General features: G+C 66.3%; 19 protein-coding genes and 3 tRNA genes. 14 read left to right on the top strand and 8 right to left on the bottom strand.

What is annotated here, in order from left to right; translation table 11 throughout:
* Positions 1-108 precede the first annotated feature (108 nt).
* Entirely contained in the window at positions 109-1,749 is a 1,641-nt protein-coding gene (locus ACMAUO_RS06950; RefSeq protein ID WP_420357226.1) for a dihydroxyacetone kinase subunit DhaK, read from the top strand.
* A 54-nt stretch (positions 1,750-1,803) separates the two neighbouring features.
* Positions 1,804-1,968, top strand: coding sequence for a hypothetical protein (locus ACMAUO_RS06945; protein ID WP_420356190.1), 165 nt, complete (start codon positions 1,804-1,806; stop codon positions 1,966-1,968).
* Between the two features lie 52 nt (positions 1,969-2,020).
* On the opposite strand, the gene hflX is transcribed toward ACMAUO_RS06945, so the two are convergent.
* The 4 genes from hflX to ACMAUO_RS06925 all read right to left on the bottom strand — a co-directional run bounded on the left by hflX (position 2,021) and on the right by ACMAUO_RS06925 (position 6,892).
* Positions 2,021-3,379 carry a GTPase HflX gene (gene hflX, locus ACMAUO_RS06940; protein ID WP_420356189.1) on the bottom strand — a complete coding sequence of 453 codons (1,359 nt, stop codon included), beginning with the start codon at positions 3,377-3,379 and terminating at the stop codon, positions 2,021-2,023.
* Between the two features lie 165 nt (positions 3,380-3,544).
* Positions 3,545-4,588 (bottom strand): alpha/beta fold hydrolase, encoded by a 1,044-nt coding sequence (locus ACMAUO_RS06935; RefSeq protein ID WP_420356188.1) that lies wholly within the window; start codon positions 4,586-4,588, stop codon positions 3,545-3,547.
* A gap of 5 nt (positions 4,589-4,593) precedes the next feature.
* Positions 4,594-5,745, bottom strand: coding sequence for an SMP-30/gluconolactonase/LRE family protein (locus ACMAUO_RS06930; protein WP_420356187.1), 1,152 nt, complete (start codon positions 5,743-5,745; stop codon positions 4,594-4,596).
* Positions 5,746-5,827: 82 nt separating this feature from the next.
* Entirely contained in the window at positions 5,828-6,892 is a 1,065-nt protein-coding gene (locus ACMAUO_RS06925) for an SDR family oxidoreductase (RefSeq protein WP_420356186.1), read from the bottom strand.
* A 112-nt stretch (positions 6,893-7,004) separates the two neighbouring features.
* Between ACMAUO_RS06925 and ACMAUO_RS06920 the strand changes: the two genes are divergently transcribed.
* The 7 genes from ACMAUO_RS06920 (at position 7,005) to ACMAUO_RS06890 (ending at position 15,800) form a co-directional block, all read left to right on the top strand.
* Complete coding sequence (locus tag ACMAUO_RS06920) at positions 7,005-7,415, top strand: winged helix-turn-helix transcriptional regulator (protein ID WP_420356185.1); 411 nt, start codon at positions 7,005-7,007, stop codon at positions 7,413-7,415.
* 631 nt (positions 7,416-8,046) lie between these two features.
* A complete protein-coding gene (locus ACMAUO_RS06915) occupies positions 8,047-9,840 on the top strand; it encodes an alginate export family protein (RefSeq protein ID WP_420356184.1) in 1,794 nt (597 codons plus the stop codon).
* A gap of 201 nt (positions 9,841-10,041) precedes the next feature.
* Complete coding sequence (locus tag ACMAUO_RS06910; RefSeq protein WP_420356183.1) at positions 10,042-11,433, top strand: NAD-dependent succinate-semialdehyde dehydrogenase; 1,392 nt, start codon at positions 10,042-10,044, stop codon at positions 11,431-11,433.
* Positions 11,434-11,534: 101 nt separating this feature from the next.
* A tRNA-Thr gene (locus ACMAUO_RS06905) sits at positions 11,535-11,610 on the top strand.
* Positions 11,611-12,036: 426 nt separating this feature from the next.
* A complete protein-coding gene (locus tag ACMAUO_RS06900; protein ID WP_420356182.1) occupies positions 12,037-13,473 on the top strand; it encodes a paraquat-inducible protein A in 1,437 nt (478 codons plus the stop codon).
* Complete coding sequence (locus ACMAUO_RS06895) at positions 13,470-15,158, top strand: PqiB family protein (protein ID WP_420356181.1); 1,689 nt, start codon at positions 13,470-13,472, stop codon at positions 15,156-15,158. Before ACMAUO_RS06900 ends, ACMAUO_RS06895 begins: the two co-directional genes overlap by 4 nt.
* 72 nt (positions 15,159-15,230) lie before the next feature.
* Positions 15,231-15,800: a PqiC family protein gene (locus tag ACMAUO_RS06890; RefSeq protein WP_420356180.1), complete on the top strand. Its 570-nt coding sequence runs from the start codon at positions 15,231-15,233 to the stop codon at positions 15,798-15,800.
* Between the two features lie 177 nt (positions 15,801-15,977).
* Here ACMAUO_RS06890 and nusG read toward each other — a convergent pair whose 3' ends face one another.
* The 3 genes from nusG to ACMAUO_RS06875 all read right to left on the bottom strand — a co-directional run bounded on the left by nusG (position 15,978) and on the right by ACMAUO_RS06875 (position 16,912).
* Positions 15,978-16,508, bottom strand: coding sequence for a transcription termination/antitermination protein NusG (gene nusG / locus ACMAUO_RS06885; protein ID WP_114729055.1), 531 nt, complete (start codon positions 16,506-16,508; stop codon positions 15,978-15,980).
* A 6-nt stretch (positions 16,509-16,514) separates the two neighbouring features.
* Positions 16,515-16,709: a preprotein translocase subunit SecE gene (gene secE, locus ACMAUO_RS06880; protein ID WP_182950217.1), complete on the bottom strand. Its 195-nt coding sequence runs from the start codon at positions 16,707-16,709 to the stop codon at positions 16,515-16,517.
* Positions 16,710-16,835: 126 nt separating this feature from the next.
* Positions 16,836-16,912: transfer RNA gene (locus tag ACMAUO_RS06875), tRNA-Trp, on the bottom strand.
* Between the two features lie 218 nt (positions 16,913-17,130).
* Between ACMAUO_RS06875 and ACMAUO_RS06870 the strand changes: the two genes are divergently transcribed.
* A tRNA-Gly gene (locus ACMAUO_RS06870) sits at positions 17,131-17,204 on the top strand.
* A gap of 19 nt (positions 17,205-17,223) precedes the next feature.
* Entirely contained in the window at positions 17,224-18,675 is a 1,452-nt protein-coding gene (locus ACMAUO_RS06865; protein ID WP_420356179.1) for an MFS transporter, read from the top strand.
* Here ACMAUO_RS06865 and ACMAUO_RS06860 read toward each other — a convergent pair.
* Entirely contained in the window at positions 18,642-19,427 is a 786-nt protein-coding gene (locus tag ACMAUO_RS06860) for an SDR family oxidoreductase (protein ID WP_420356178.1), read from the bottom strand. The genes ACMAUO_RS06865 and ACMAUO_RS06860 overlap by 34 nt on opposite strands.
* Positions 19,428-19,596: 169 nt before the next feature.
* On the opposite strand from ACMAUO_RS06860, the gene ACMAUO_RS06855 reads away from it, so the two are divergent.
* The 3 genes from ACMAUO_RS06855 to atpA all read left to right on the top strand — a co-directional run bounded on the left by ACMAUO_RS06855 (position 19,597) and on the right by atpA (position 22,966).
* On the top strand, positions 19,597-20,730 hold the full coding sequence (locus tag ACMAUO_RS06855) for a LacI family DNA-binding transcriptional regulator (RefSeq protein ID WP_420356177.1): 1,134 nt from the start codon (positions 19,597-19,599) through the stop codon (positions 20,728-20,730).
* 101 nt (positions 20,731-20,831) lie between these two features.
* Positions 20,832-21,428 carry an ATP synthase F1 subunit delta gene (gene atpH, locus ACMAUO_RS06850; protein WP_420356176.1) on the top strand — a complete coding sequence of 199 codons (597 nt, stop codon included), beginning with the start codon at positions 20,832-20,834 and terminating at the stop codon, positions 21,426-21,428.
* Positions 21,428-22,966, top strand: a complete 1,539-nt coding sequence (gene atpA, locus ACMAUO_RS06845; RefSeq protein ID WP_420356175.1) for a F0F1 ATP synthase subunit alpha — start codon at positions 21,428-21,430, stop codon at positions 22,964-22,966. The genes atpH and atpA overlap by 1 nt, the downstream gene beginning before the upstream one ends.
* The last annotated feature ends 9 nt before the right edge of the window (positions 22,967-22,975 follow it).

The raw sequence follows: 22,975 nt of genomic DNA, 5'->3' as shown, positions 1-22,975 counted from the left end.
GGGGAGGCGTTGTCCTGAACCGATGACCTTCCTATGGTCCCTGACCCTCTGCCGGCCTCGATCGGCGCGGGGGGCATGGTGGAACTTGGATCGAAAGGCTTTTCAGGCATGAAAAGATTCTTCAACACGCGCGAACGTCTGGTGCCCGAGGCGCTGGAAGGATTGTTGCGTTCGCCCGCCGGGAAGGATCTGTGCCGCCTGGACGGCTATCCCGATATCAAGGTCATCCTGCGGCGGGACTGGGAGCGCGGCGCGGGCAAGGTTGCCGTGATTTCCGGTGGCGGGTCGGGGCATGAGCCCGCCCATGCCGGGTTCGTGGGGCGCGGCATGCTGACGGCGGCGGTCTGCGGGTCGCTGTTCGCCTCGCCGGGCGTGGATGCGATTCTGGCGGGCATCCTGGCCGTGACCGGCGAGGCCGGGTGCCTGCTGGTGGTGAAGAACTATACCGGCGACCGGCTGAATTTCGGGTTGGCGGCCGAGCAGGCGCGCGCCCTGGGGCTGAAGGTGGAGATGGTGATCGTCGGGGACGATATCTCGCTGCCCGGCCATCGGCAGGCGCGCGGCATTGCCGGCACGGTGATCGTACACAAGGCCGCCGGGCACATGGCCGAAAGCGGGGCGTCGCTGGAGCGGGTGGCGGCGTTCGCGGCTGACGTGGCGGCGCGCACGCGCTCGATCGGCCTGTCGCTGAGCGATTGCGACACCTATGACGAGGAACATGCCAGCCGTCTGGCGGCGGACGAGGGCGAACTGGGCCTGGGCATTCATGGCGAGCCGGGGGCGAAGCGCATTGCGCTGGCCGATGCCGGCGGGTTGATGGCGCTGGCGGCGGATGCCCTGCTGGCGGCCCTGCCGGAGGGCGATGCGCGCCATGCCCTGATGCTGAACAATCTGGGCACGACGCCGGTGATCGAGATGTCGCTGCTGCTGGAAGCCTTCGCCGGCACCGCGCTGGCGCGCAAGGTGGCGCTGGTGGCGGGTCCGGCGCCGTTCATGACCGCGCTGGACATGAACGGGTTTTCCCTCACGCTGGTGGAACTGACCGACGAGATCGCGGCGGCGCTGCAAGCCGACGCGGCACCCACGGCGTGGACGGGCATGGCGCCGTGGCAGGAGCCGGTGGTGGTTCCGGTGCCGGATCTGCCGGATATTTTCGCGGCTGCGCCTTCGAATAATCCGGCGTTGCGGGACGCCGTGCAGCGTGGCGCGAAGGTGCTGCTGGAAAATGAAGAGGCGCTGAATGCGCTGGATGCGCGCATCGGCGATGGCGATGCCGGCTCCACCTTCGCCGAGACGGCGCGCGTGATCGATGGCGCGCTGGATCGGCTGCCGCTGGCCGATCCGCAGGCGCTGATGCAGACGCTGGGGCGCCTGCTGGCCCGCCATGCCGGTGGGTCGAGCGGGGCGCTGCTGTCGATCCTGTTCGCGACGGCGGGGCGGAGCGATCAGGCGCGCTGGGAGGCTGCGTTGCTGGAGGGCATTGCGGCGATGCAGGCTTATGGCGGCGCGCGGGAAGGCGACCGCACGATGCTGGATGCGCTGATCCCGGCGGTGCGGGCTCTGGATGCGGGCGCGGCATGGGCCGAGGTGGTGCGCGCGGCGCGCGGCGGGGCCGATGCGACGGCGAAGATGGGCAAGGCGGAAGCCGGGCGGGCGTCTTATATTCCCGATGGGCAGTTGGACAATGTGCCCGATCCGGGGGCCGAGGCGATTGCGCGGTTGTTCGAGGCGCTTCGTCCGGGGGCGTGAGGGAAGGCGAGGGCTCTGCTCTCGACCCTGCTGCTCGGGGAGGGGGGGCCTGCGGTGGCGCCCCTTGCCGGGCTGAGACGATGGGGCGTCGGCCCGGCCGGTGCGCCGGGGCTGGAACCGGGGGAATGCCTGCTCGTGCGCCCCGACGGCTATGTAGGCGCGGTTGTGCCCCTGACGGAGAGAGACCGGCTGGAACCCTATCTGGCAGGCATGATCTGAACGTCCCAGAACGAATCAAAGTTTTTTGGTTCTTTTTTCCAAAAAAGGACGCCTATCCAGCGGCCAGGCTCCGCCGCAGCCGCGCCATGGCGCCGGGCAGGGCGCGTAACTTCAGCACGCGCCCGGTCTCGTCGTGATCCTCGGAGAGAACGCGGGCGCTTTCGTAGATTTCGCCGATCAGGTTCTGTTTCGCGTAGGGCAGGACCAGGACGTCATCCACCATCTCGGCTTCGAAGAAGGCGATGATGGTCTCGCGCAGGGCGCTGACGTCTTCGGGCGCGTGGGCGGAGAGCATGATGGCGTCGGGGTATTTTTCCAGCAATGCGGCGCGGCGGGTGGCGTCTACGCGGTCCATCTTGTTCAGGACCAGGCGGGAGGGCACCGTATCGGCGCCGATTTCGCGCAGCACGCTGCGGCTGACTTCCAGTTGCGCTTCGTAGGTTGGGTCTGACGCATCGACCACGAAGAGGAGCAGGGAGGCTTCCAGGGCCTCGGAGAGGGTGGAGCGGAACGAGGCCACGAGATCGTGGGGAAGCTGCTTGATGAAGCCCACGGTGTCGGAGACGAGCACGCGGGGGCGGGTTTCGGGCTGGAGAGTGCGCACCGTAGTGTCGAGGGTGGCGAAGAGCTTGTCCTGCACCAGCACCTGGCTGCCGGTGAGGGCGCGCATCAGGGAGGATTTGCCGGCGTTGGTGTAGCCGACCAGGGCGACGCGCAACTGGTCGCGGCGGGCGGAGCGGCGCTGGTCGCTGTCGCGCTGTACGGCTTCGAGCTGAGTTTTCAGTTCCGCGAGGCGGTCGCGGATCTTGCGGCGGTCGAGGTCGAGGTTGCTTTCGCCGGCGCCCGGGCCCTGTTGGCGGCCGCCGCCGGTGGCGGATTCCCGCAGGCGTGGGGCGACATATTTCAGGCGCGCCATTTCCACCTGCAATTTCGCTTCGCGGGTGTTGGCGTGGCGGTGGAAGATCTCGACGATCACGCCGGTGCGGTCCAGCACCTGGGCGCCGGTGGCGCGTTCGAGATTGCGGATCTGGCTGGGGGAAAGTTCGTGGTCGACGATCACGAATTCGGGCCTGGGCGGTGCATCCGGCTCGGGTTCGGGTCGGGATGGGCGGGGGGTGTCGGCGGTGTTTTCGAACCGCTTCCGGGCCTTGGTCATCGGGGGCGTGGCCATGGAGGTGACGATGCCGCTGCCGCCGGTCAGGGCCGCCAGTTCCTCCAGCTTGCCGGCGCCCAGAAGGGACGCGGCGCCGGTGCCTTCGCGCTTCTGCGAGACCGAGCCGACGACTTCATAGCCCAGCGTCTTGACCAGGCGGCCCAGTTCTTCAAGGCTGGCTTCGTGGGCGACGTCGTCGACATCGGGGGTCTGGATGCCGACGAGGACGGCGCGCGGAATGGGGGGCGTGGTTTCCATCGCGTGCTTGTAGCATGGATCGGGCCGGGCCCGGAGTGGTCGTTCTTTTTTGAAAAAAAGAACCCAAAAACTTTGATTCGGTCGGGAGCCTTGTGCTGGGGACACGCGATGGCCCTGAACGGATCGGAAGTCTTTTTGCTTCTTTTTCGGAAGACAAAAGAAGAATCAGGGCACCGGTTCAGCCAGTCCTTGCAGGAGCGCGGCGTGGAAGGCGTTCGGGTCCTGCATCTGCGGCGAGTGGCCCAGTCCGGGGAATTCCACCAGTTTCGCGCCGGGGATGGCGGCGGCGGCGTCCTTGCCCAGTTGGGGATAATGACCCAGCATGGCGCGGATGGCGGGCGGGGCGGTGTCGCTGCCGATGGCGGTGATGTCCCTGTCGCCGATCATCAGCAGGGTGGGGACCTTGAGGTCGGGCAGGTTGTGGACCACCGGCTGGGTGAGGATCATGTCGTAGAGCAGCGCGGAGTTCCAGGCGACGGCGTCGCTGCCGGGGCCGCGATACATGCCCGCCAGCATCCGGGCCCATTTTTCGTAATCGGGGCGCCATTCATCGGCGTAGTAGACCCGTTTTTCGTAAACGCGGATCTGGGCGGCGGTCTTGCCGCGTTCGGACTGGTACCATTCGTCGACGGTACGGTAGGGGACGCCTTTTTGCAGCCAGTCTTCCAGGCCGATCGGATCGACCAGCACCAGATGCGTGAGGTCCCGCGGGTACATCAGGGCGTAGCGGATGGCGAGCATGCCGCCGGTGGAATGGCCGATCATGACGACCCTGTCGGCACCGAGATGATGCAGCAGGTCGCGCGTGTTGCGGGCCAGTTGCTGGAAGCTGAACTGATAGGAAGGCGGCTTGCTGGATTTGCAGAAGCCGATCTGGTCGGGCGCGATGACGCGGTAGCCGTGGTTGGTCAGGAAGCGGATCGTGCCTTCCCAGGTTGCGGCACAGAAATTCTTGCCGTGGAGCAGGACCGCGACCTGCCCGTTGGGGTGGGGGGCCGGGACGTCGAGATAGGCCATCGTCAGGGACTGGCGCTGGGAGGTGAAGGTGAATTGCCCGACCGGCCAGGGATAGGCGAAGCCTTGCAGTTCCGGGCCGTAGGCAGGGCCGCTATTGCCGCCCGGCTCCGCCGCGTGGGCCGGCGCTCCGGCGGCGGAGAGGAAGGCGCCGCACAGGGCGGCGGTCGCGATGCGGCGGAAGCGGCGGGGCATGGGGCTTATCCTTCGACGGCGGCGCCCAGGCGCAATGCGCCCTGTCGTTCGGGCAGGGGGAGGGACAGGACAAGGAAAGGGGCGTGGGTGCCGTCGGTTCCGCCGTTGAACATGGCGAGCTTTTCGATCTGCGAGCAGGGCACATAGAGCGTGCGCTTGCGGTCGATGAACATGGCGTCGGGCGAGATCAGGCGCGGGTCCTGCACCAGCGTCGTGCGCTGGCCGTCGGGGGCGAGGATGGTGATGCGGCTGTTCTCGCCGTCGGAGAGGTAGATGTTGCCCAGCGTATCGATGCAGGTGCCGCCGATGCTGGGGATTTCGGCGGCGACCTGCACCAGGGCGGCGAGGTCGATATCCGATTTGCGGTCATCCAGCAGGTCGGCGACGCGGATCTTCTTCAGCGGGCCGGCGGGGACGGCGAAATAGAACCAGGTGCCGTCGGCGTCGATTTCGATATCGTCGCTCTGGACCTGCGGGCGGTTGCCCTGGGCGTCCTGGAGGATGCGGCCGCCACCGCCCTTGTGGATGTGGGTGGCGTCGTTGCGCAGCAGCGGGTGCGCGGAGAGGCGGCGCAGCGTGCGGCCGGTTTTCAGATCATGGATGACGATGCCGCCCAGCCCGCTGTCGGTGGCGAACAGCAGGTCGCCATTGATGCGCAGGTCGTTGAACTGCGCGCCGGGGGGCATGATGTCCTCGGGGAAGCGCAGGACGCGCAGGATGGCGCCGGTGGCGGTGTCGAGTTGTACCAGTTTTTGGGTGCCGGGTTCGGGTGTCTGGCCGGGCGGGGCGCCCTGGTCGACCGCCCAGAGCGTGCCGTCGGCGAAGATATGGATGGCGTTGACCATCACGAAGGCCGCGGTGCCGTCCTGGCCGGGTTTCCAGCCGTTCCAGCTTCCGCCGGGGAAGGGACTGACCGTGCCGTCGGGGGCGACCCGGCCGACCGAGAACGTGGCCTCGTAGCCGGGAAAGCGGGGCATGCCGAGAAAGATCGTCTCGTCCGGCGTGACCGCGACGCCGCTGCACAGGAAGGGCGCGGTGGCGGCGACGGAGAGAGTGGGGGCCGCCTCCGTCGCCGCCACCGCGTGCCGTGACAGCGGGATGGTGGCGGCGGCCGCGAGCAGCGTCCTGCGTGTCAGGCCCTGGGTTTCCGGTTTCATGGCGTGTGCTGCCCCCTTGCTTGATCTGGTCGGGGAACGGTTTACCGCCGGGGCGGCCGGGTCAAGGGGTTCGGGCAGGCTTTCAGGGAATGTAGCGCTGGGCCCGCAGCATTTCGAACAGGTCGAAGAAGGAATCCGGCGTGGCCTGATAGGCGGTGAAGCCGAGTGTGCGGCTCTTGCTCATGTCGGTTACGCATTCGATCGGGCGGCCGAGATCGGCGTCGGTGTGCCAGGGGGAGGCCAGGCGGTCGAGCGTGTTTTCGCGCAGTCCGTGCCGGGCCGCGATGTCGGCCCAGAGGGGAGCGTCGGTGGACAGGCTGTCCTCAAGCGACGTGGCGTGGCCGGGATAGGGGGCGGCGGGGATGCCGAACCAGGCGGCAAGCTGCGGCCAAAGCCAGTTCCAGCGGAAGACGTCGCCATTGACGATGTTGAAGGCCTGGTCGCGGCCGGCGGGGTTGGTGGCGGCCCAGTGGAGCTGGCTGGCCAGTTGGCGGGCGTCGGTCACGTCGGTCAGGCCGTTCCATTGCATGGGCGAGCCCGGGAAGACGAATGGGCGGCCGGTTTCGCGGCAGATGCTGGCATAGACGGCCAGTGTGGAGCCCATGTTCATGACGTTGCCGATGGCGTGGCCGATGACGGTGTGCGGGCGGTGGACGCTCCAGGAGAACCCGTGTCGGGCGGCGGCTTCGAACAGTGCATCTTCCTGATCGTAATAGAAATTCTCGACGTCGAGACGGGGCATGGTCTCGCGGAAGGGCGTCTGGGGCAGGGGGCCTTTGGCATAGGCCTCGAACGGGCCGAGATAATGTTTCAGGCCGGTGACGAGGCTGCCGTGGGTCAGGGCGCCCGGGGCCGGCAGGGCGGCGAAGACGTTGCGCAGCATGGCGCTGTTGACGGCGCAGTTCTCGGCCTCGGTGGCGCGGCGGGACCAGGTGGTGAAGAAGACATGGCTGGGCCGGAGACCGGCCAATGCCGGGCGCAGGGAGGCGGCATCCAGCACGTCGGCGGTGACGGGCAGCACGGTGGCGGGCAGGGCGGCGGTGCGGCGCGCCAGGCCGTGGACGGTCCAGCCTTCGGCGACCAGGCGGTTGGCCAGGTTCTGGCCGACGATTCCGGTGGCGCCGACGATCAGGGCTGTGTGGGGCATGGAACTCTCCATAACGGGAAAACAGTTTCCGCAAATTGGGGTGTGGGGGTACAAAGGGCAATCCGGCACCATTTCGTGCCCTGGGTACCCGAAGGTTCCCATAGGAGGGTCCATGTCGCTTGCTCCGCTGCCCGATGCGTATCGCCAGGCCCCGTTCGATGAAGGCTGCGCGCCGCGACGGCTGCTGCGGCTGTTCAGCGGCAAATGGGTGACGATGATTTTGCACACGCTGCATCTGCTGGGCGGGGCGTCGCGGCCCGGGGCGCTGCTGCGCAGTATTCCCGGCCTGTCGAAGAAGATGATGACGCAGACGCTGCGGGAACTGGAAGAGATGGGGCTGGTGACACGCGCGGTGCATCAGGTGATGCCGCCGGTGGTTGAATACCGGCTGACGGAACTGGGGCGGAAAATGGTCGAGCCGGTGGAGATGCTCTATCGCTGGGGTGCGGAACATGCCGCCGTGCTGGACCGGGTGGACGAGAATGTGACGCGCGCTCGCAAGGGAGCGCAGGCGACTGTTTGAGGGTTGCATAGACGGTTTCGAGGTATTCGCCGCCGGTGCGCGCTGTTGCTCCGTTCGATAACGAAACTTTGCAAGCATCTCCGGCGTTCAGGAAACATCCTTGAAGCCAAGTTCGGGTGGTCCGGTTGGTGGCGCTGGTATTTCGGCCTGGTGATGTTTGGTAACCGGATGGTGAATTGAGGGATTTTCCACACTGGATTGTGACCATGATTTATCCGAAAAACATATAATTGTTATTTCTTCTTTAAGGAAAAATCCGACAAAAGCGGATGGTCACTCTCTTCGTAGAGGGCAGGTGGATTGTTTTTGTGACCGTTGGAGAGTTGGGTCATGATTTTGCGCCGGCTTTGCTCCCGTGGGTTTTCCCGATCCGGGATTGTTTCCTGTGCTTCCGAGGGCTTTCAGGAAGTCTGTGTGGCGCGCTTCCCGTTTCTGACGGGCAGCATGAGGGCGGGTTTCGCGGAATAGGAATCCTGCGGCGCGGCCCGAGCCTCGCCCGGTTGGTGGTTGTCGGCGGAAGCATCAATCATGGGGTGGTTTCCCGCCTGTCTCAGAGACAGAACAGCGTGTGGCGGAATGAATGCGTGGTTGTTCTGTGATGTCTGACAATAATAAAGAAAAAGATCTGGCTATGTATATTTCCTCTGGGTTTTCGTCGTTTTCCCGTTTGCAGAAAAGTGGGTGGGTTCTGCTGCCTGCTCTTGCCGGCGTGGTGTTCGTCCTACCCGCCCACGCGGCGCAGGGAGACGCCGGGACCGTGACCACCTATATCCAGCTTGCCCAGGCGACGGCAGGGAGCAGTGCGACAGCCACGAGCCCGCTGCCGACGCCGATCGGTGCGGCAACGACGGCGGCGCCGGCTGTGACGCCGATCGTGTCGGGTCGGGACTCATTCTGGCATGCGCCGCTCCAGCAACTGCCGCCGCTAACCAGCCGCCCGGAACTGTATGGCCAGCCGCAATCGCTGATGCTGCATCCGCTGACGCCGATCCAGTTGCATCAGGGGCCGTGGGGGGTGTTCAACGCGAATACGGGCGCGGCGTCCGGATTTGGTACGGTGGGATATTACGCGGTGGCGCGTTGGGCCGAGGATTGGTCGAGCCTGCGCGACAAGCGTAACCGCCAGGATTTTCTCGATCCGCTGAAATTCATCGCGCTCAATGATAGCGGGTCGATCTACCTGACGCTGAGCGGCAATTTCCGTCATCATGGATTCTGGGAACAGCATCCCGCGTTGGGGGCAGTGGGGAAGAGCCATACTTATCTTTCCAACCTGCGCACCAATCTCGGTGCCGACCTGCATCTGGGCGAGCATGTCCGTTTCTACGGCGAACTGATGAGCGGCCAGGCGACCGGCGGCAATAAATTCGGCTACAACGCGCGCTGGCGGAACCGGGTCGATGCGCAGCAGGCGTTCGTGGAAGTGCGCGGGCACATGCTGGGGGCGACGATGGGCGCCATGATCGGCCGCATGTCGTTCCTCGACGTGCCGCCCAATATTTCGGCGGGCAGCGTCTATCCGTCCATCCCGTATTCATGGAACGGGCTGCGCGGCTACAGCGTCTGGAAACGGTTCCGCGTCGATCTGTTCGACCTGTCGCTGACCAATTACGAATATCGGGCGTTTCATGACCAGGTTGGCTGGAAGACCCGGCTCTTTGGTGCCTATACCTCGTACGCGGTGCCGGAGTTCAAGACATTCGGCAAAAAGAGCCAGATTTTCGTCGATACGTACTATCTCGGCTATCTGCTGGCCAGCAGCCCGCTAACCGCGACGAAGGGTGTTGTCGCGGGCTCGACGCATCGTGACACGCCGGGGGTGCGCGTGTGGGGCAATGCCGGACCGATTGAGTTCACCGCCAACGGCATGTGGCAGGGCGGCGATTTCCAGGCGGCGAAGAACGGCCCGTCGCGCCCGGTGTCGGCCTATTCGTTCAATGCTTCGGTGGCGTGGCGTTTCTCGAAATGGTGGGGGCGGCCTTCGATCGGGATCCAGGCCGACGATATTTCGGGTGGGGATACCCGCAAGAGCGCGACCAGTAGCTGGGGTGGTTTCCTCTCGCCCTTCGTGCCCAGCGCGTACTATCTGGACCTGGCGCAGAACTTCAACCTGCAGAACGTGATTGATGTCGGGCCGCTGGTGACGCTCGCGCCCACGGTCAATACGTCGCTGCTGCTGAGGGTGCCGGTGCTGTGGCGCAATTCGGTCCACGATACGATCTATTTTCCCGGTGGCGTGAATTATGCGTACCGACCGACGGGCGGATATAGCGGCGTGCTACCGCAGGGAAGCTTCACCTGGCGGGCGACGCGGCATGTGACCTTCAGCATCGATGGGCAATATACTGCGCTTTCACGTGGATTGCGGGATGCCGGTGCGAAGCCGGGTGCCTACTTTCAGACCAATCTGGAACTCACGTTCTGAATGGTGCAGGATGGCGTGCCGCCGGGCTGATCTGGCGGCATGTCCGTGGGGCCGCGTGCCTGGCGGGCCCGATTCCCAAGAGCGGATCGACCGTACTCTCTTATGATAACGTAGCCGTGAGGTTCCTCTTGACGGAGGCGCTCCGGATGATCGTTATCACAAGCATCGGGCCGGAAATGGCCCGCTGGAAGGAACACGACTATGGCATACGCAACCACCAACCCCTATACCGGCGAAGTGCTGGCCACGTTTCCGGATGCCACGGATGACGAGGTGCGTCAGGCGATCGCCGATGCCCACGCCGCATTCCTGGACTGGCGCGACACGCCGTTTGCGACCCGCGCCGCCGTAATGACGAAGGCGGCGCAGATCCTGCGTGCCGAGGCCGATGCGTTCGCGCGCCTGCTGACGCTGGAAATGGGCAAGCTGTTCAGCGAGGCCAAGGCCGAGGTCGAACTGTCGGCGGCGATCTTCGATTATTACGCCGAGCATGCCGAGAGCCTGCTGGCGCCCGAGAAGCTGCCGGTGTCGGACCCGCGCTCGGGCGAGGCGGTGCTGGTGCATCAGCCGCTGGGCGTGCTGCTGGCGATCGAGCCCTGGAATTTCCCCTACTACCAGATTGCGCGCATCATCGCGCCGCAGCTTTCGGCCGGTAACACCGTGCTGCTGAAGCATGCTTCGAACGTGCCGCAGTGTGCCGGGATCTTCCAGACGCTGATGAAGCGCGCGGGCCTGCCGGACGGTGCGTTCCGCAACCTCTACCCCACCCGCGCGCAGGTCGAGATGATCCTGAACGATCCGCGCGTGTGCGGCGCGGCCCTGACGGGCTCCGAAGGGGCCGGCTCGGTGATCGCATCGCAGGCCGGCCGCGCGCTGAAGAAGACGACCATGGAGCTTGGCGGTGCCGACGCCTTCGTGGTGCTGGAAGACGCCGATCTGGAGAAGACCGCGAAGTGGGCGGTGTTCGGCCGGCACTGGAATGCCGGGCAGGTGTGCGTATCGTCCAAGCGCGTGATCGTGGTCGATGCGGTCTATGACCGGTTCATGGAACTCTACACCGCCGGTGTGGCGGCGCTGAAGGCCGGTGACCCGATGGCACCGGACACCACGCTGGCGCCGCTGTCGTCGCAGGGCGCGGCCAAGGAGATCCGTGATAACATCGCCAAGGCGGTGGCCCATGGCGCCACGGCGACCGAGGTCGGGCCTCGCGTGCCCGAGACCGGCGCCTTCGTGCAGCCGACGATCCTGACCGGCATGACGGGCGACAACCCCGCCCGCCTGTGGGAGTTCTTCGGCCCGGTGTCGATGATCTTCCGTGCCCGTGACGAGGCCGACGCGATTCGCATCGCCAACGACACGCCGTATGGCCTCGGTGGCTCGGTCTTCACCAGGGACACCGCGCGTGGCGTCGAAGTGGCCAAGAAGATCCATACCGGCATGGTGTTCGTGAACCATCCGACGATGGTCAAGGCCGACCTGCCCTTCGGTGGCGTCGGGCGCTCGGGCTATGGCCGCGAGCTGATCGGGTTGGGAATCAAGGAGTTCGTCAACCACAAGCTGATCGACGTCGTCGATATCGACGCGCCGTTCTGATCGCCTGACCGGGGCGCCGGCCGGTCCCGCGGGATTGGCCGGCGATCCGTCGGAAGGGGGCTTGCAATGCCCTTTCAGGCCCGTTATACGCTCGCCTCGTTGCCGGTGTAGCTCAGTTGGTAGAGCACGTCATTCGTAATGATGGGGTCGGGAGTTCGAATCTCTTCACCGGCACCACTTGAGTCTTCCGCCGATCGCTCCTGCCGGTCGCCGCATATGGACTGGGTGGTTTGGCAGCATGCCGCATACCCCGTTTGCGGGTTCAGCCGCGGGCATTTTCCTTCACGATGAACGGACGGGCCTTCTGATCGGCTGATGGCCGAGGCGGCAAGGCTCAAGAGATCGTTATCCCAGCGGGACGTTCGGACCATTTTGCCGCCTTGCCGGGGTGTTATCCAAATATTCTGATTGTCTTGCGATGATCAGGAAAATGCCGGACCGGTCATGCGATGGACCGGCCGTTATTCGGGGGAGAATTCTCCCCTTCCTGTCGTCTTCCGGCTCTCGTCATGGCAGCAATATGCTGAATGACTATCGCCGATCCGATTTTGATTTATAGTACGGCGAGTCATGAGCGAGACGATGTCAGCGCGGACTTCACGCATGTTCCGTCGGGCCGCTTGGCCACGTCGGACAGCCGACCTGCGCCATGTCCGGACGATCGATGATCTGGTGGAATGCCCCGGATGCGGCCTGTTTCAGCGCCGCCCGCCGCTGGAGGCTGGCGAGCTGGCCGCCTGCTCGCGGTGTGGGCAGACGCTGGAGTGGCGGCGCCGGACCTCGCCGCTTCAGACGCCGCTCGCCTTCTGCATCAGTTCCTGCGCCCTATATCTGGCGGCGCTGGCGTCGTCCCTGATGACGCTGGACGTGTATGGGCGTGAACGTACCGTGGACCTGCTGACCGGGCCTATGGAATTGCTGCATGAAGGGTGGGGGGAAGCCGGGCTGCTGGTCGGGCTGGTCACCATCGCGGCGCCGGCGGTGGTGATCGGCATGATGTTCGCCATCCTGTACGCCGCCAGCCGGCGTCATATGCCCGACTGGGCGCCGCACCTGCTGATCTGGTACGAGAAGATGCGGCCCTGGTCGATGATCGAGGTCTATGTCCTGGGCATTTTCGTTGCCTATACGAAGCTGACGGATTTGGCCCATGTCGATGTGGGCCCCGCCGTCTATCTGATCTCGGCCCTGATGCTGACCATGGCGGCCACGGATTCGACCCTGGATACCGAACGGATCTGGCGGCACCGGCGCGTGGATGCCATCACCAGACAGGAAGACGGAGAGCGCGTGGCGGTCAGCCATGTGCATATCGACGAGATTCCGTTGCCGCCGGTCGACCATCTGGTGGCCTGTCCCTCCTGCGGGCTGGTGGGCGAACTGGGGGCACCGGTCAGCAATCTGCGCTGTGTCGGCGTCTGCCCGCGCTGCGGCCACAAGGTATGGCGGCGGGCGCCCGACACGCTGGCGCGGACCAGCGCCTTCCTGATGTCGGCCGTTATTTTCTATTTCCCGGCCAATCTCTACCCGGTCATGACCTTCTCCAAATTGGGAGGCGGAGGTGGCCATACGATCATCGAAGGGGCGATCGAACTGTGGGATGACGGGATGATCCCGCTGTCGCTGCTGGTGTTCTTCGCCAGCATCCTGGTGCCGATGCTCAAGATTCTCAGCCTGAGCTGGATGGTGATCAGCACCTGGCGCGGGTCGTCCTTCGCGCTGGTCAAGCGCACGCGGCTGTTCCGCGTGGTGGATGTGATCGGCCGGTGGTCGATGATCGACGTCTTCATGGTGTCGATCCTGGTGGCGGTGGTCCGCTTCAATTCGCTGGCGAGCGTCACGGCCAATGCCGGCATGGTGGCCTTTGCCTCGGTGGTGGTACTGACCCTGTTCGCGGCATGGAGCTTCGACCCCAGGGTGATGTGGGATGCGGCGGGCCTGAACGGGCCGTCGCCCGATGGCGTGGCGTCCGCCGCCGTGCGTGCGCGGGCAGGCCGGCGCGCGGCAAAAACTGACAGGATGGAGCCGAGGCAGGCGTGACCGACGACCCCCAAGATCATTCCGACGATCGTGCCGCGGCTTCGCCGCCCGAGGCTTCGGCGCGCCGATATCGTTTCTCGATCGTCTGGCTGGTGCCGATCGTGGCGCTGGCCATCGCCGGCTATCTGGGCTGGCGTGGCATCATGGGGCGTGGGCCGGTCATTACCATCGTCTTCGATACCGCGGACGGGCTGACCAGTGGCCAGACCCAGGTGAAGAACAAGGCCGTGCCCCTGGGCACGGTGCAGGACGTGACGCTGACGCGTGACATGCGCCATGTCGAGGTGAAGGTGCGCATGAGTGCCAGTGCCTCGCCGATGCTGACCGATCGCGCACGGTTCTGGGTGGTGCGGCCGCGCCTGAACGGCGCCAGTGTCACCGGGCTCGAGACCCTGATGACCGGGGCCTATATCGCCATGGATCCGGGCATGCCGGGGGGAACCAGCACCAACACGTTCAAGGGACTGGAGTCGCCGCCGGGCATGCGATCGGACCAGCCGGGCAATACCTACACGCTGATCAGCCCCTCGCTGGGGTCGATCGGGCAGGGGGCGCCGGTCTTCTTCCGCGACATCGATGTGGGTGAGGTGCTGGGCTATACCATGCCGCCGGGGGGCGAGGGGCCGATCCTGATCCAGGTCTTCATCCGCAAGCCCTATGACAGCTATCTGCGCACCGATACGCGGTTCTGGAACGTGTCGGGCGTGCAGGTCGGGCTCGGTGCTGGCGGCCTGAAGGTGAAGCTGCAATCGATCCAGGCCCTGTTCTCGGGCGGGGTCGCATTCGGGCTGCCGGACAAGCGGGAGGGAACTTCCGCGCCGCCCGCGCCCAAGAATTCGGTCTTCCGGCTGTATGACAGCAATGAAGCGGCGGATAATGCGGGCTATCGCGAGCGTGTGTCGCTGGTCACTTACCTGACAAGTTCCGTGTCGGGGCTGACGGTCGGCGCGCAGGTGACGATGTTCGGCATCCAGGTCGGCACCGTGACCAGCGTGAAGCTGGTGCTGGACCAGAAGGCCGGGGTTGCCCGGGTGCGGGTGGGGATGGAAATCCAGCCCGAGCGCATCCTGCCGTTGAGCGAGATTCATCGCGACACCATGGCTGCGACCATTCAGGCGCTGGTGGATAACGGGCTACGGGCTTCGGTCGACAGTGCCAGCCTGCTGACAGGCGAATCGATGATCGGCCTGAATTTCGTGAAGAAGGCCACCCCGGCCGTTGTGACGACCGAAGGGACGGCGCTGGTCATTCCCAGCAAGGCCGGCGGCATGAGCGGCATCATGGACTCGCTCTCCACGGTTGCCGACAAGATCGCCGCGATGCCGCTGACCCAGGTGGGCGACAATCTGAACAACCTGCTGGCCCATTCCGACGCGCGGATCAATTCGCCGGAAGTGAAGCAGGCCATCGTGGCGCTGCGCGATTCGCTGCGTAGCATCCAGGCGCTGGCGAGTGATGCCCGCACCGGCATGCACCCGCTGTTCCAGCGCCTGCCGCAGATGAGCGCGCAGTTGGACGGCACGCTGAAGAACGCGAACAAGCTGATGGCCAGTTATGGCGGCGATACCGACTTCCACCGCGATCTGCAGCAGATGCTGGTGCAGCTCAACGAAGCGGCGCGGTCGCTGCGCTTCCTGACCGATTTCCTCAACCGCCATCCCTCGGCGCTGATTACGGGACGCTAGCCTATGAGACTGTCAGGGCCTTCTTCCCGCCCGTTTGCCTCGCGCCGGGCGGTTCTGCGAGGAGCAGGCGGCTTGCTTGCCGCCGCCGCCACCGGGCCGTTGGCCGCGTGTTCGTCGGACCCGAACCTTTATGCCCTCGTGCCATGGCCCGGTACCGCCCAGGCGGGTGGACCGGCGGTGATCGAGGTGCGGACGCCTTCGGTGGCGACGGCGCTGGATCGCGAGCGCATCGTGCGCAGCGAGGGCGATTACCGGCTGCAGACCGCCAGCAGCGATGCCTGGGGCGAGTCGCTGCCGAGCATGCTGGGCCATGTGCTGACGGCGGACCTTCAGCAGCGCCTGCCGGGCAGCACCATCTTTGCCCAGAACGACGCGGTGGCGACGACGGCGCTGGCGGCGGTCGAACTGACGGTGACGCGCTTCTCGCGCGATGCCGGCGGGCAGGCTGTGCTGGGGGGCAGCCTGGCTGTCCACTGGCTTGGGCATGATGGCGGGGCGTCGGACGTGCTGGCGCTGAACCTGCCGGTCAGCGGTTCGGGGACGGCCGGTCTGGTCGCGGCGCTGAGTGCGCTGCTGGGGCAGGTGGCTGATCGTGCAGCGGCGCATCTGCGGGCGTTGGGCACCGTGGCGCCGCCTGTTTGACAGTTAGACCAGGGCTCTGCCCTGGACCCGGCAGGGCCTGAGGCCCTGCACCCCCATTATTTGATAACGACTGGGTTTCCAAAGGGCTCTGCCCTTTGGTGGGTCAAGGGCAAAGCCCTTGGAACAAAAAAGGGGCGCCTCGCGGCGCCCCTTCTTGTATTCGGATGGTCGGGCTGTTCAGAGCTTTTCGACCTGGCTGTATTCGAGGTCGACCGGGGTCGAGCGGCCGAAGATCGAGACGCTGACCTTGAGGCGCGCCTTTTCCTCGTCCACTTCCTCGATCGTGCCGTTGAACGAGGTGAAGGGGCCGTCGGACACGCGCACCTGCTCGCCGATTTCGAAGGTGATGGAGGGGCGGGGACGCTCCACGCCTTCCTGCGCCTGCTTCATGATCCGCTCGGCCTCGGCCGCGGGGATCGGCGAGGGGCGGGTCTTGGTGCCCAGGAAGCCGGTGACCTTGGGCGTGTCCTTGACCAGATGCCAGGCTTCGTCGGTCAGTTCCATGTTGACCAGCACGTAGCCGGGGAAGAACTTCCGCTCGGAACTGACCTTCTGGCCGCGACGGACCTCGACCACCTCTTCGGAGGGGACCAGGATGTCACCGAAATGGTCGGACAGGCCCTTCTGAGCCGCCTGCTCCTTGATGTGCTGGGCGATCTTCTTTTCGAAGCCTGAATAGACGTGAACGACGTACCAACGTTTTGCCATCGTTCCTCAGCCTCCCAGCCCAAAAAGTTCACGTACGCCCAGGCCGATGATCTGGTCGACGACAAAGAAGAAAACCGACGTCATGGTGGCCATTGCCAGCACGGCCCCCGTCGTCACCAGCGTGGCGCGACGTGTGGGCCATGTGACCTTGGTGGCCTCGGCGCGGACATCTTGCACAAATTTCGCGGGACTGACCGACACGAAACACCCTTCTCGAACCACCACGCCGCCGTCCGGACCGGAGCGCGGACGAGGCCGGAAACAACCAATACTGCATGTCGGGGGCACCGTCACGGTCCGGGCGGGAAAACTCCCGACCGGGGCGAGTGGCAGGGGTGGAGGGTCTCGAACCCACAACCTCCGGTTTTGGAGACCGGCGCTCTAGCCAATTGAGCTACACCCCTGCAAGCCGCCTGCGGCGCCGACCAACGGAATAGCGGAAAGCTCTTCCCCTGGCCACCCGTGCGAACCCGGCGCAGGCAGCGGAAAAAAGTATGCCCGGCGGGCAAAGTCAAGAGGGGGGGAGGCGATTCGTTGTTTCGGCCGGGGCATCGCGCCCGTTCGGCATGGCGGAGAGGGCTTGCCGGAGAGGCGGGTTCGGCGGTATGGAAAGGCCATATGGGCGGGCGTAGCATAGTGGTAATGCAGTAGCCTTCCAAGCTTCTGAGGAGGGTTCGATTCCCTTCGCCCGCTCCATTCTCCCGATTCCCGGCATATGATCCGATCTTCTCCAGTCCGGCCGCATCTGGTGCTGGCGGCCTGCTGCCTCAGCCTTTTTCTGGTGATGATGGACGTGACCATCGTCAACGTGGCGCTGCCGGCGATTCGCGCCGGGCTAGGTGGCGGGCTGTCGACCCTGCAATGGGTGGTGGATGCCTACACGCTGGTGGTGGCGACACTGCTGGTGCTGGCGGGATCGACCGCTGACCGGATCGGGCGGCGGCGTGTGTTTGTTTCCGGCATTATCGTCTTCTGCCTTGGCTCCGTGCTGTGCGGACTGGCGCCCAGCGCGTGGGCGCTGGTGCTGGCGCGCGGGTTCCAGGGGCTGGGTGGGGCGATGCTGAACCCGGTGGCGCTGTCGATCATCGCCAATGTCTTTGTCGAGCCGGCCGCGCGGGCGCGGGCGATCGGCGTGTGGGGCGCGATGTCGGGGCTGGCGCTGGCGCTGGGGCCGCTGATCGGCGGCATGCTGACGACGCTGGTGGGCTGGCGTGCGGTGTTCTGGGTCAATCTGCCTGTCGGGGCGCTGGCGCTGGTGCTCAGTTTGCGGGTGATTCCCGAATCGCGGGCGGTCCATGTGCGGCCGGTCGACCGGGTGGGGCAATTGCTGGTGGCCCTGATCCTGGCGGCCGCGACCGCCGCCCTGATCGAGGCGCGGGATTATGGCTGGCAGGCACCGGCGATCCGGGCCGGGCTGGCAATCGCGGCGGTGGGGCTGGTGGTGCTGTATCGGGTGGAGCAGCGCAGCGCGCATCCGCTGCTGGACCTGCGGTTTTTTCGCGCGCTGCCGTTTTCCGGGGCGATCGTGATCGCGGTCTGCGCCTTTGCGATCTTCAGTTCGTTCCTGTTCCTGAACACGCTTTATCTTCAGGAATCGCGGGGCCTGTCGGCCATGCGGGCGGGGCTGTACACGTTGCCCTTCGCGCTGGGGGTGGTGGTGTGCGCGCCGCTGTCGGGGCGGCTGGTCGGGGCGCGTGGGGCGCGGTTGCCGCTGCTGCTTTCGGCGGGCGGGCTGGGGTGTGGGGCGTTGCTGCTGACGGGGCTGACGCCGGCGACGCCGTCTTGGGTGCTGCTGCTTTCCTACAGCCTGTGCGGCTGTGGCTTCGGGATGTGCAATGCGCCGATTACCAACAGCGCCGTCTCTGGCATGCCGCGGGATCAGGCGGGGCTGGCGGCGGCGCTGGCCTCGACCAGCCGGCAGGTCGGGGCGCTGCTCGGGGTGGCGGTGTCGGGGACGATGATGGGGGCCGTGTTGACCCATGGCGCGGGGGGCGTGCTGGCACAGGCGACGCACCGGGTCTGGTGGGTGCTGGTGGGGCTGTCGGGGGTCGTGGGTGGGCTGGGGCTGCTTTCGACCGGGGTGAGGGCGAGGGCCAGCGCGCGGGAGGCGCGCGGGCTGTTCGGGGAGGCGGGTTACAGGACCGACAGCACGCCGCCATCGACATAGAGCGTCTGGCCGTTGACGAAGGACGAGGCGTCCGACGCCAGGAAGATGGCGGCGCCCTGGAGTTCCTCCACCTTGCCCCAGCGGCCGGCCGGCGTGCGCTTCGTCAGCCAGGCGTTGAAGTCCGGGTCTTCGACCAGGGCGCGGTTCAGGGGCGTTTCGAAATAGCCGGGGCCGATGGCGTTGATCTGCATGCCGTGGCGCGCCCAGTCGGCGCACATGCCGCGCGTGAGATTTTTTACCGCGCCCTTGGTGGCGGTGTAGGGCGCGATGCCGGGGCGGGCCAGTTCGCACTGCACGCTGCCGATATTGATGATCTTGCCCATGCCGCGCGGGATCATGTGGCGGGCGACCGCCGTGCCGACGAAAAACACGCTGTCGAGATTGGTGCGGATGATCTCGGCCCAGTCCTCGGGCGGGAAGACGTCCAGCGGGGCGCGGCGCTGGATGCCGGCATTGTTGACCAGGATGCGGATCGGCCCGTCCTCGGCCTCGATCGCGCCCACGGCATCCTCGACTGCCTGGCGGTCGGTGACGTCGAAGGGGCGGGTGAGGATGGTGCGGGTGCTGCCCTGCGGCGTGGTGTCGCGCAGGCGGGTGGCGGCTTCCTCCAGCCTTGTGGCGTCGCGGCCGTTCAGGATGACGTGAGCGCCGGCATCGGCCAGGCCGGCGGCGAGGGCGTAGCCGATTCCGCCGCTGGAGCCGGTGACGAGGGCCAGCCGGCCGGTCAGGTCGAAGAGGGGCGAAGCGGGCATGGGCGATTCCTTTGTCTTCCTACGCGCATGCATCCGTCCCTGGCCGGGCACATGGCGGGTTTGATGATATATCTGGCGTCGGCCGCCGGGCGAGGCGACTATAAGCGCCTCGCGGTGGACAACGCGCCAACGCGCGGGGTGGTCGCGATGCGCAGGGGCACGGGCGGAGATGGCAGGCAGGCGGACGGCGGACGGGGAAGCGGCGGGCAGTGCGCGGCAGGCGACGGAGCCTGACGCCTCGGCTTCCGTGGCGCGCGCCGGCGCGCGGCCGACCATCATCGATGTATCCGCGCGGGCCGGGGTGTCGCGGATGACGGTGTCGCGCGCGCTGCGGGCGCCGCATCTGGTGCGGCCCGATACGCGCGAGGCGATCGCGCGGGCGATCGACGAACTGGGCTATGTGCCCGATCGGGCGGCCGAGGCGCTTTCGACCCGGCGCAGCGGATTCGTCGGGCTGGTGGTGCCGACGCTGACCAATACGAATTTCGCCGATGCGGCGCGCGGCCTGACGGACATCATCCGTCGGGAAGGCTATGAGTTGCTGATCGGGTATACCGACTATGATGAGAACGCAATGCTGAGGCATGTGCGGGACATGCTGGGGCGGCGGGCCGAGGCGCTGGTGCTGCCGGCGGGGCCGCGCGGGCCGGCGTTGCGGACGCTGCTGGCGGGTGAGACGATACCCATCGTGCAGATGGCGGGGCTGGTGGCCGAACCGGTGCACCCCATGGTCGGCTACTCGAACCATGAGGCCGGACGGCTGGCCGCCCGCCACCTGATCGCGCTGGGCCATACCCGAATCGGCGTGCTGGCGGCGGAGGGAGACGGGCTTTCCTGCGACCATCGCGGCGGCAGGCGGCTGGAAGGTTTCCTGGAAGTATTGCGCGAGGAAGGGCTGGCGGACGACCTGGTGCAGCGGATGGGCAAGCCGCCGGTGTCGTTTACCCATGGGGCGCAGGCCATGGGCGCGCTGCTGGAGCGGGCGCCGGACCTGCATGCCGTCTTTGCCGTGTCCGACCTCGTGGGCGTGGGGGCGCTGATGGAATGCCGGCGCCGGGGCGTGCGGGTGCCGGAGGATCTGTCGCTGATGGGGTTTGGCGGATTCGAGATCGGGGGGGCCGTGGTGCCGGCGCTGACGACGGTGGCGGTCGATTACCGCGCGATCGGCGAGCGGACGGGGAGCATGGTGCTGGACCTGCTGGCAGGCAGGCGCGACCTGCCGCGTATCGTGGATCTGGGCGTGACGCTGGTGCAGCGCGAGACGACGGCCTTCCGGCCCGCGCTGCTCTCGGTGCCGGCCTGACGCGCGTGTTGCGCGTGGCGGGTCAGCATGCTAGAGGCGCGCCATCGGCTTGGACTTCGTGCCCGGCCGTTGGCGCGCTGCAATGACCTAAAGACACTGGGATGGAAAGACCGACCGTGGTTTCGGGTGGAACGACAACAATACCGATCGCCTCCGTTGCCAATGGCCTGCCCGGTCGTTACGCGACGGCCCTCTATGATTTCGCCGCCGAGCGCTGGCTGCTTGATGACGTGCTGGACCATGCGGCGGCGCTGCGGCGCCTGATCGCGGAAAGCGCCGAGCTGCGCGCCGTCCTGACGAATCGCACGCTGGATATCGCCGTATCGACGAAGGCGCTGGACGCCGTGCTGGAAGCCCAGGGCTTCGGGTGGGTCATCCGCAATTTCGTGGGCGTGGTTGCCCGCAACCGCCGGCTGCCCCGCCTGGCCGACATCCTGGACGCCCTGGCGGCGATCGCGGCGGCCCGTCGGGGCGAGGCCGTGGCCGAGATCGTGTCGGCCCAGCCGCTGACGGACGTGCAGCGCATACAGATTCAGGGCCGCCTCGCCGAGGCCGGCTATTCCAAGGTCAATATCCAGGAACGCGTTGACGCGGCCCTGCTGGGCGGTCTGGTCGTGCGCGTCGGCGCCCGGCTCTATGACACCAGCCTCAATTCCCGCCTGACCCGCCTGCACCACGCCATGAAGGGAGCCGCGTGATGGAAATCCGTCCCGCTGAGATTTCGGATATCCTCAAGCAGCAGATCGCCTCGTTCGACACGAGTGCCGAGGTCGCCGAGACCGGCACGATCCTGTCGGTCGGCGACGGCATCGCCCGCGTCTATGGCCTGCAGAACGTGCAGGCCGGCGAGATGGTCGAGTTCCCGGCCTCCGGCCAGCAGGGCATGGCGCTGAACCTCGAGAGCGACAATGTCGGCGTCGTGATCTTCGGCGACGACTCCGAGATGCGCGAAGGCGACACCGTCACCCGCACCGGCAAGGTGGTCGAGGTTCCGACCGGCAAGGCGTTGCTGGGTCGCGTGGTCGATGGCCTGGGCAACCCGATCGACGGCAAGGGCCCGCTGGTCGGCGACGTGATCATGAAGCGCGCCGACATCAAGGCGCCGGGCATCATGCCGCGCCAGTCGGTCGGCGAGCCGATGCAGACCGGGATCAAGGCGATCGACGCCCTGGTGCCGATCGGGCGCGGCCAGCGCGAACTGATCATCGGTGACCGCCAGACCGGCAAGACCGCCATCCTGATCGACACCATCGTCGCGCAGAAGCCGGTCAACGCGCTGGGCGACGACAAGAAGTCGCTTTACTGCATCTATGTCGCCATCGGGCAGAAGCGTTCGACTGTGGCGCAGCTTGTCCGCACGCTGGAAGAAGCCGGCGCGCTGGAATATTCCATCATCGTCGCCGCGACGGCCTCGGACCCGGCGCCGATGCAGTATCTGGCGCCCTATGCCGCCTGCGCGATGGGCGAGTATTTCCGCGACAACGGCATGCATGCGCTGATCGTCTATGACGACCTGTCCAAGCAGGCTGTCGCCTACCGCCAGATGTCGCTGCTGCTGCGCCGTCCGCCGGGCCGCGAGGCGTATCCGGGCGACGTGTTCTACCTGCATTCGCGCCTGCTGGAACGCGCCGCGAAAATGTCGGACGAATATGGCGCGGGTTCGCTGACGGCGCTGCCGGTCATCGAGACGCAGGCCGGCGACGTGGCGGCCTACATTCCGACCAACGTGATCTCGATCACCGACGGCCAGGTGTTCCTGGAGACCGACCTGTTCTATCGCGGCATCCGTCCGGCGGTGAACGTGGGTGGCTCGGTGTCGCGCGTCGGTTCGGCCGCGCAGATCAAGGCGATGAAGCAGGTTGCCGGCAAGATCAAGCTGGAGCTGGCGCAGTATCGTGAGATGGCCGCGTTCTCGCAGTTCGCCTCGGACCTCGATCCGGCGACGCAGAAGCAGCTTGCCCGTGGCGCGCGCCTGGTCGAGCTGCTGAAGCAGCCCGAGACCTCGCCGCTGCCGGTTGAGGAGCAGGTGTGCATCCTGTTCGCCGGGACGCGCGGCTTCATCGACAGCGTGCCGGTGGAGAAGGTGACGGCCTATGAGCGCCAGCTTCGCACCGAACTGCATGCGGCGGGCAAGGAAATCCTGGAATCGATCCGCACCGAGCGGCAGATCACCAAGGACAACGAAGCCCGTCTGACCGACTTCCTGACCGGCTTCAGCCGTCAGTTCGCGGGCTGAGGCGGACAG

Origin of the sequence: Gluconacetobacter brunescens (genome assembly GCF_048695475.1) — a bacterium.
Classification (GTDB): domain Bacteria; phylum Pseudomonadota; class Alphaproteobacteria; order Acetobacterales; family Acetobacteraceae; genus Gluconacetobacter.
The sequence above is the reverse complement of the archived record's forward strand: the minus strand, read 5'-3'. Positions and strand labels throughout refer to the sequence as shown.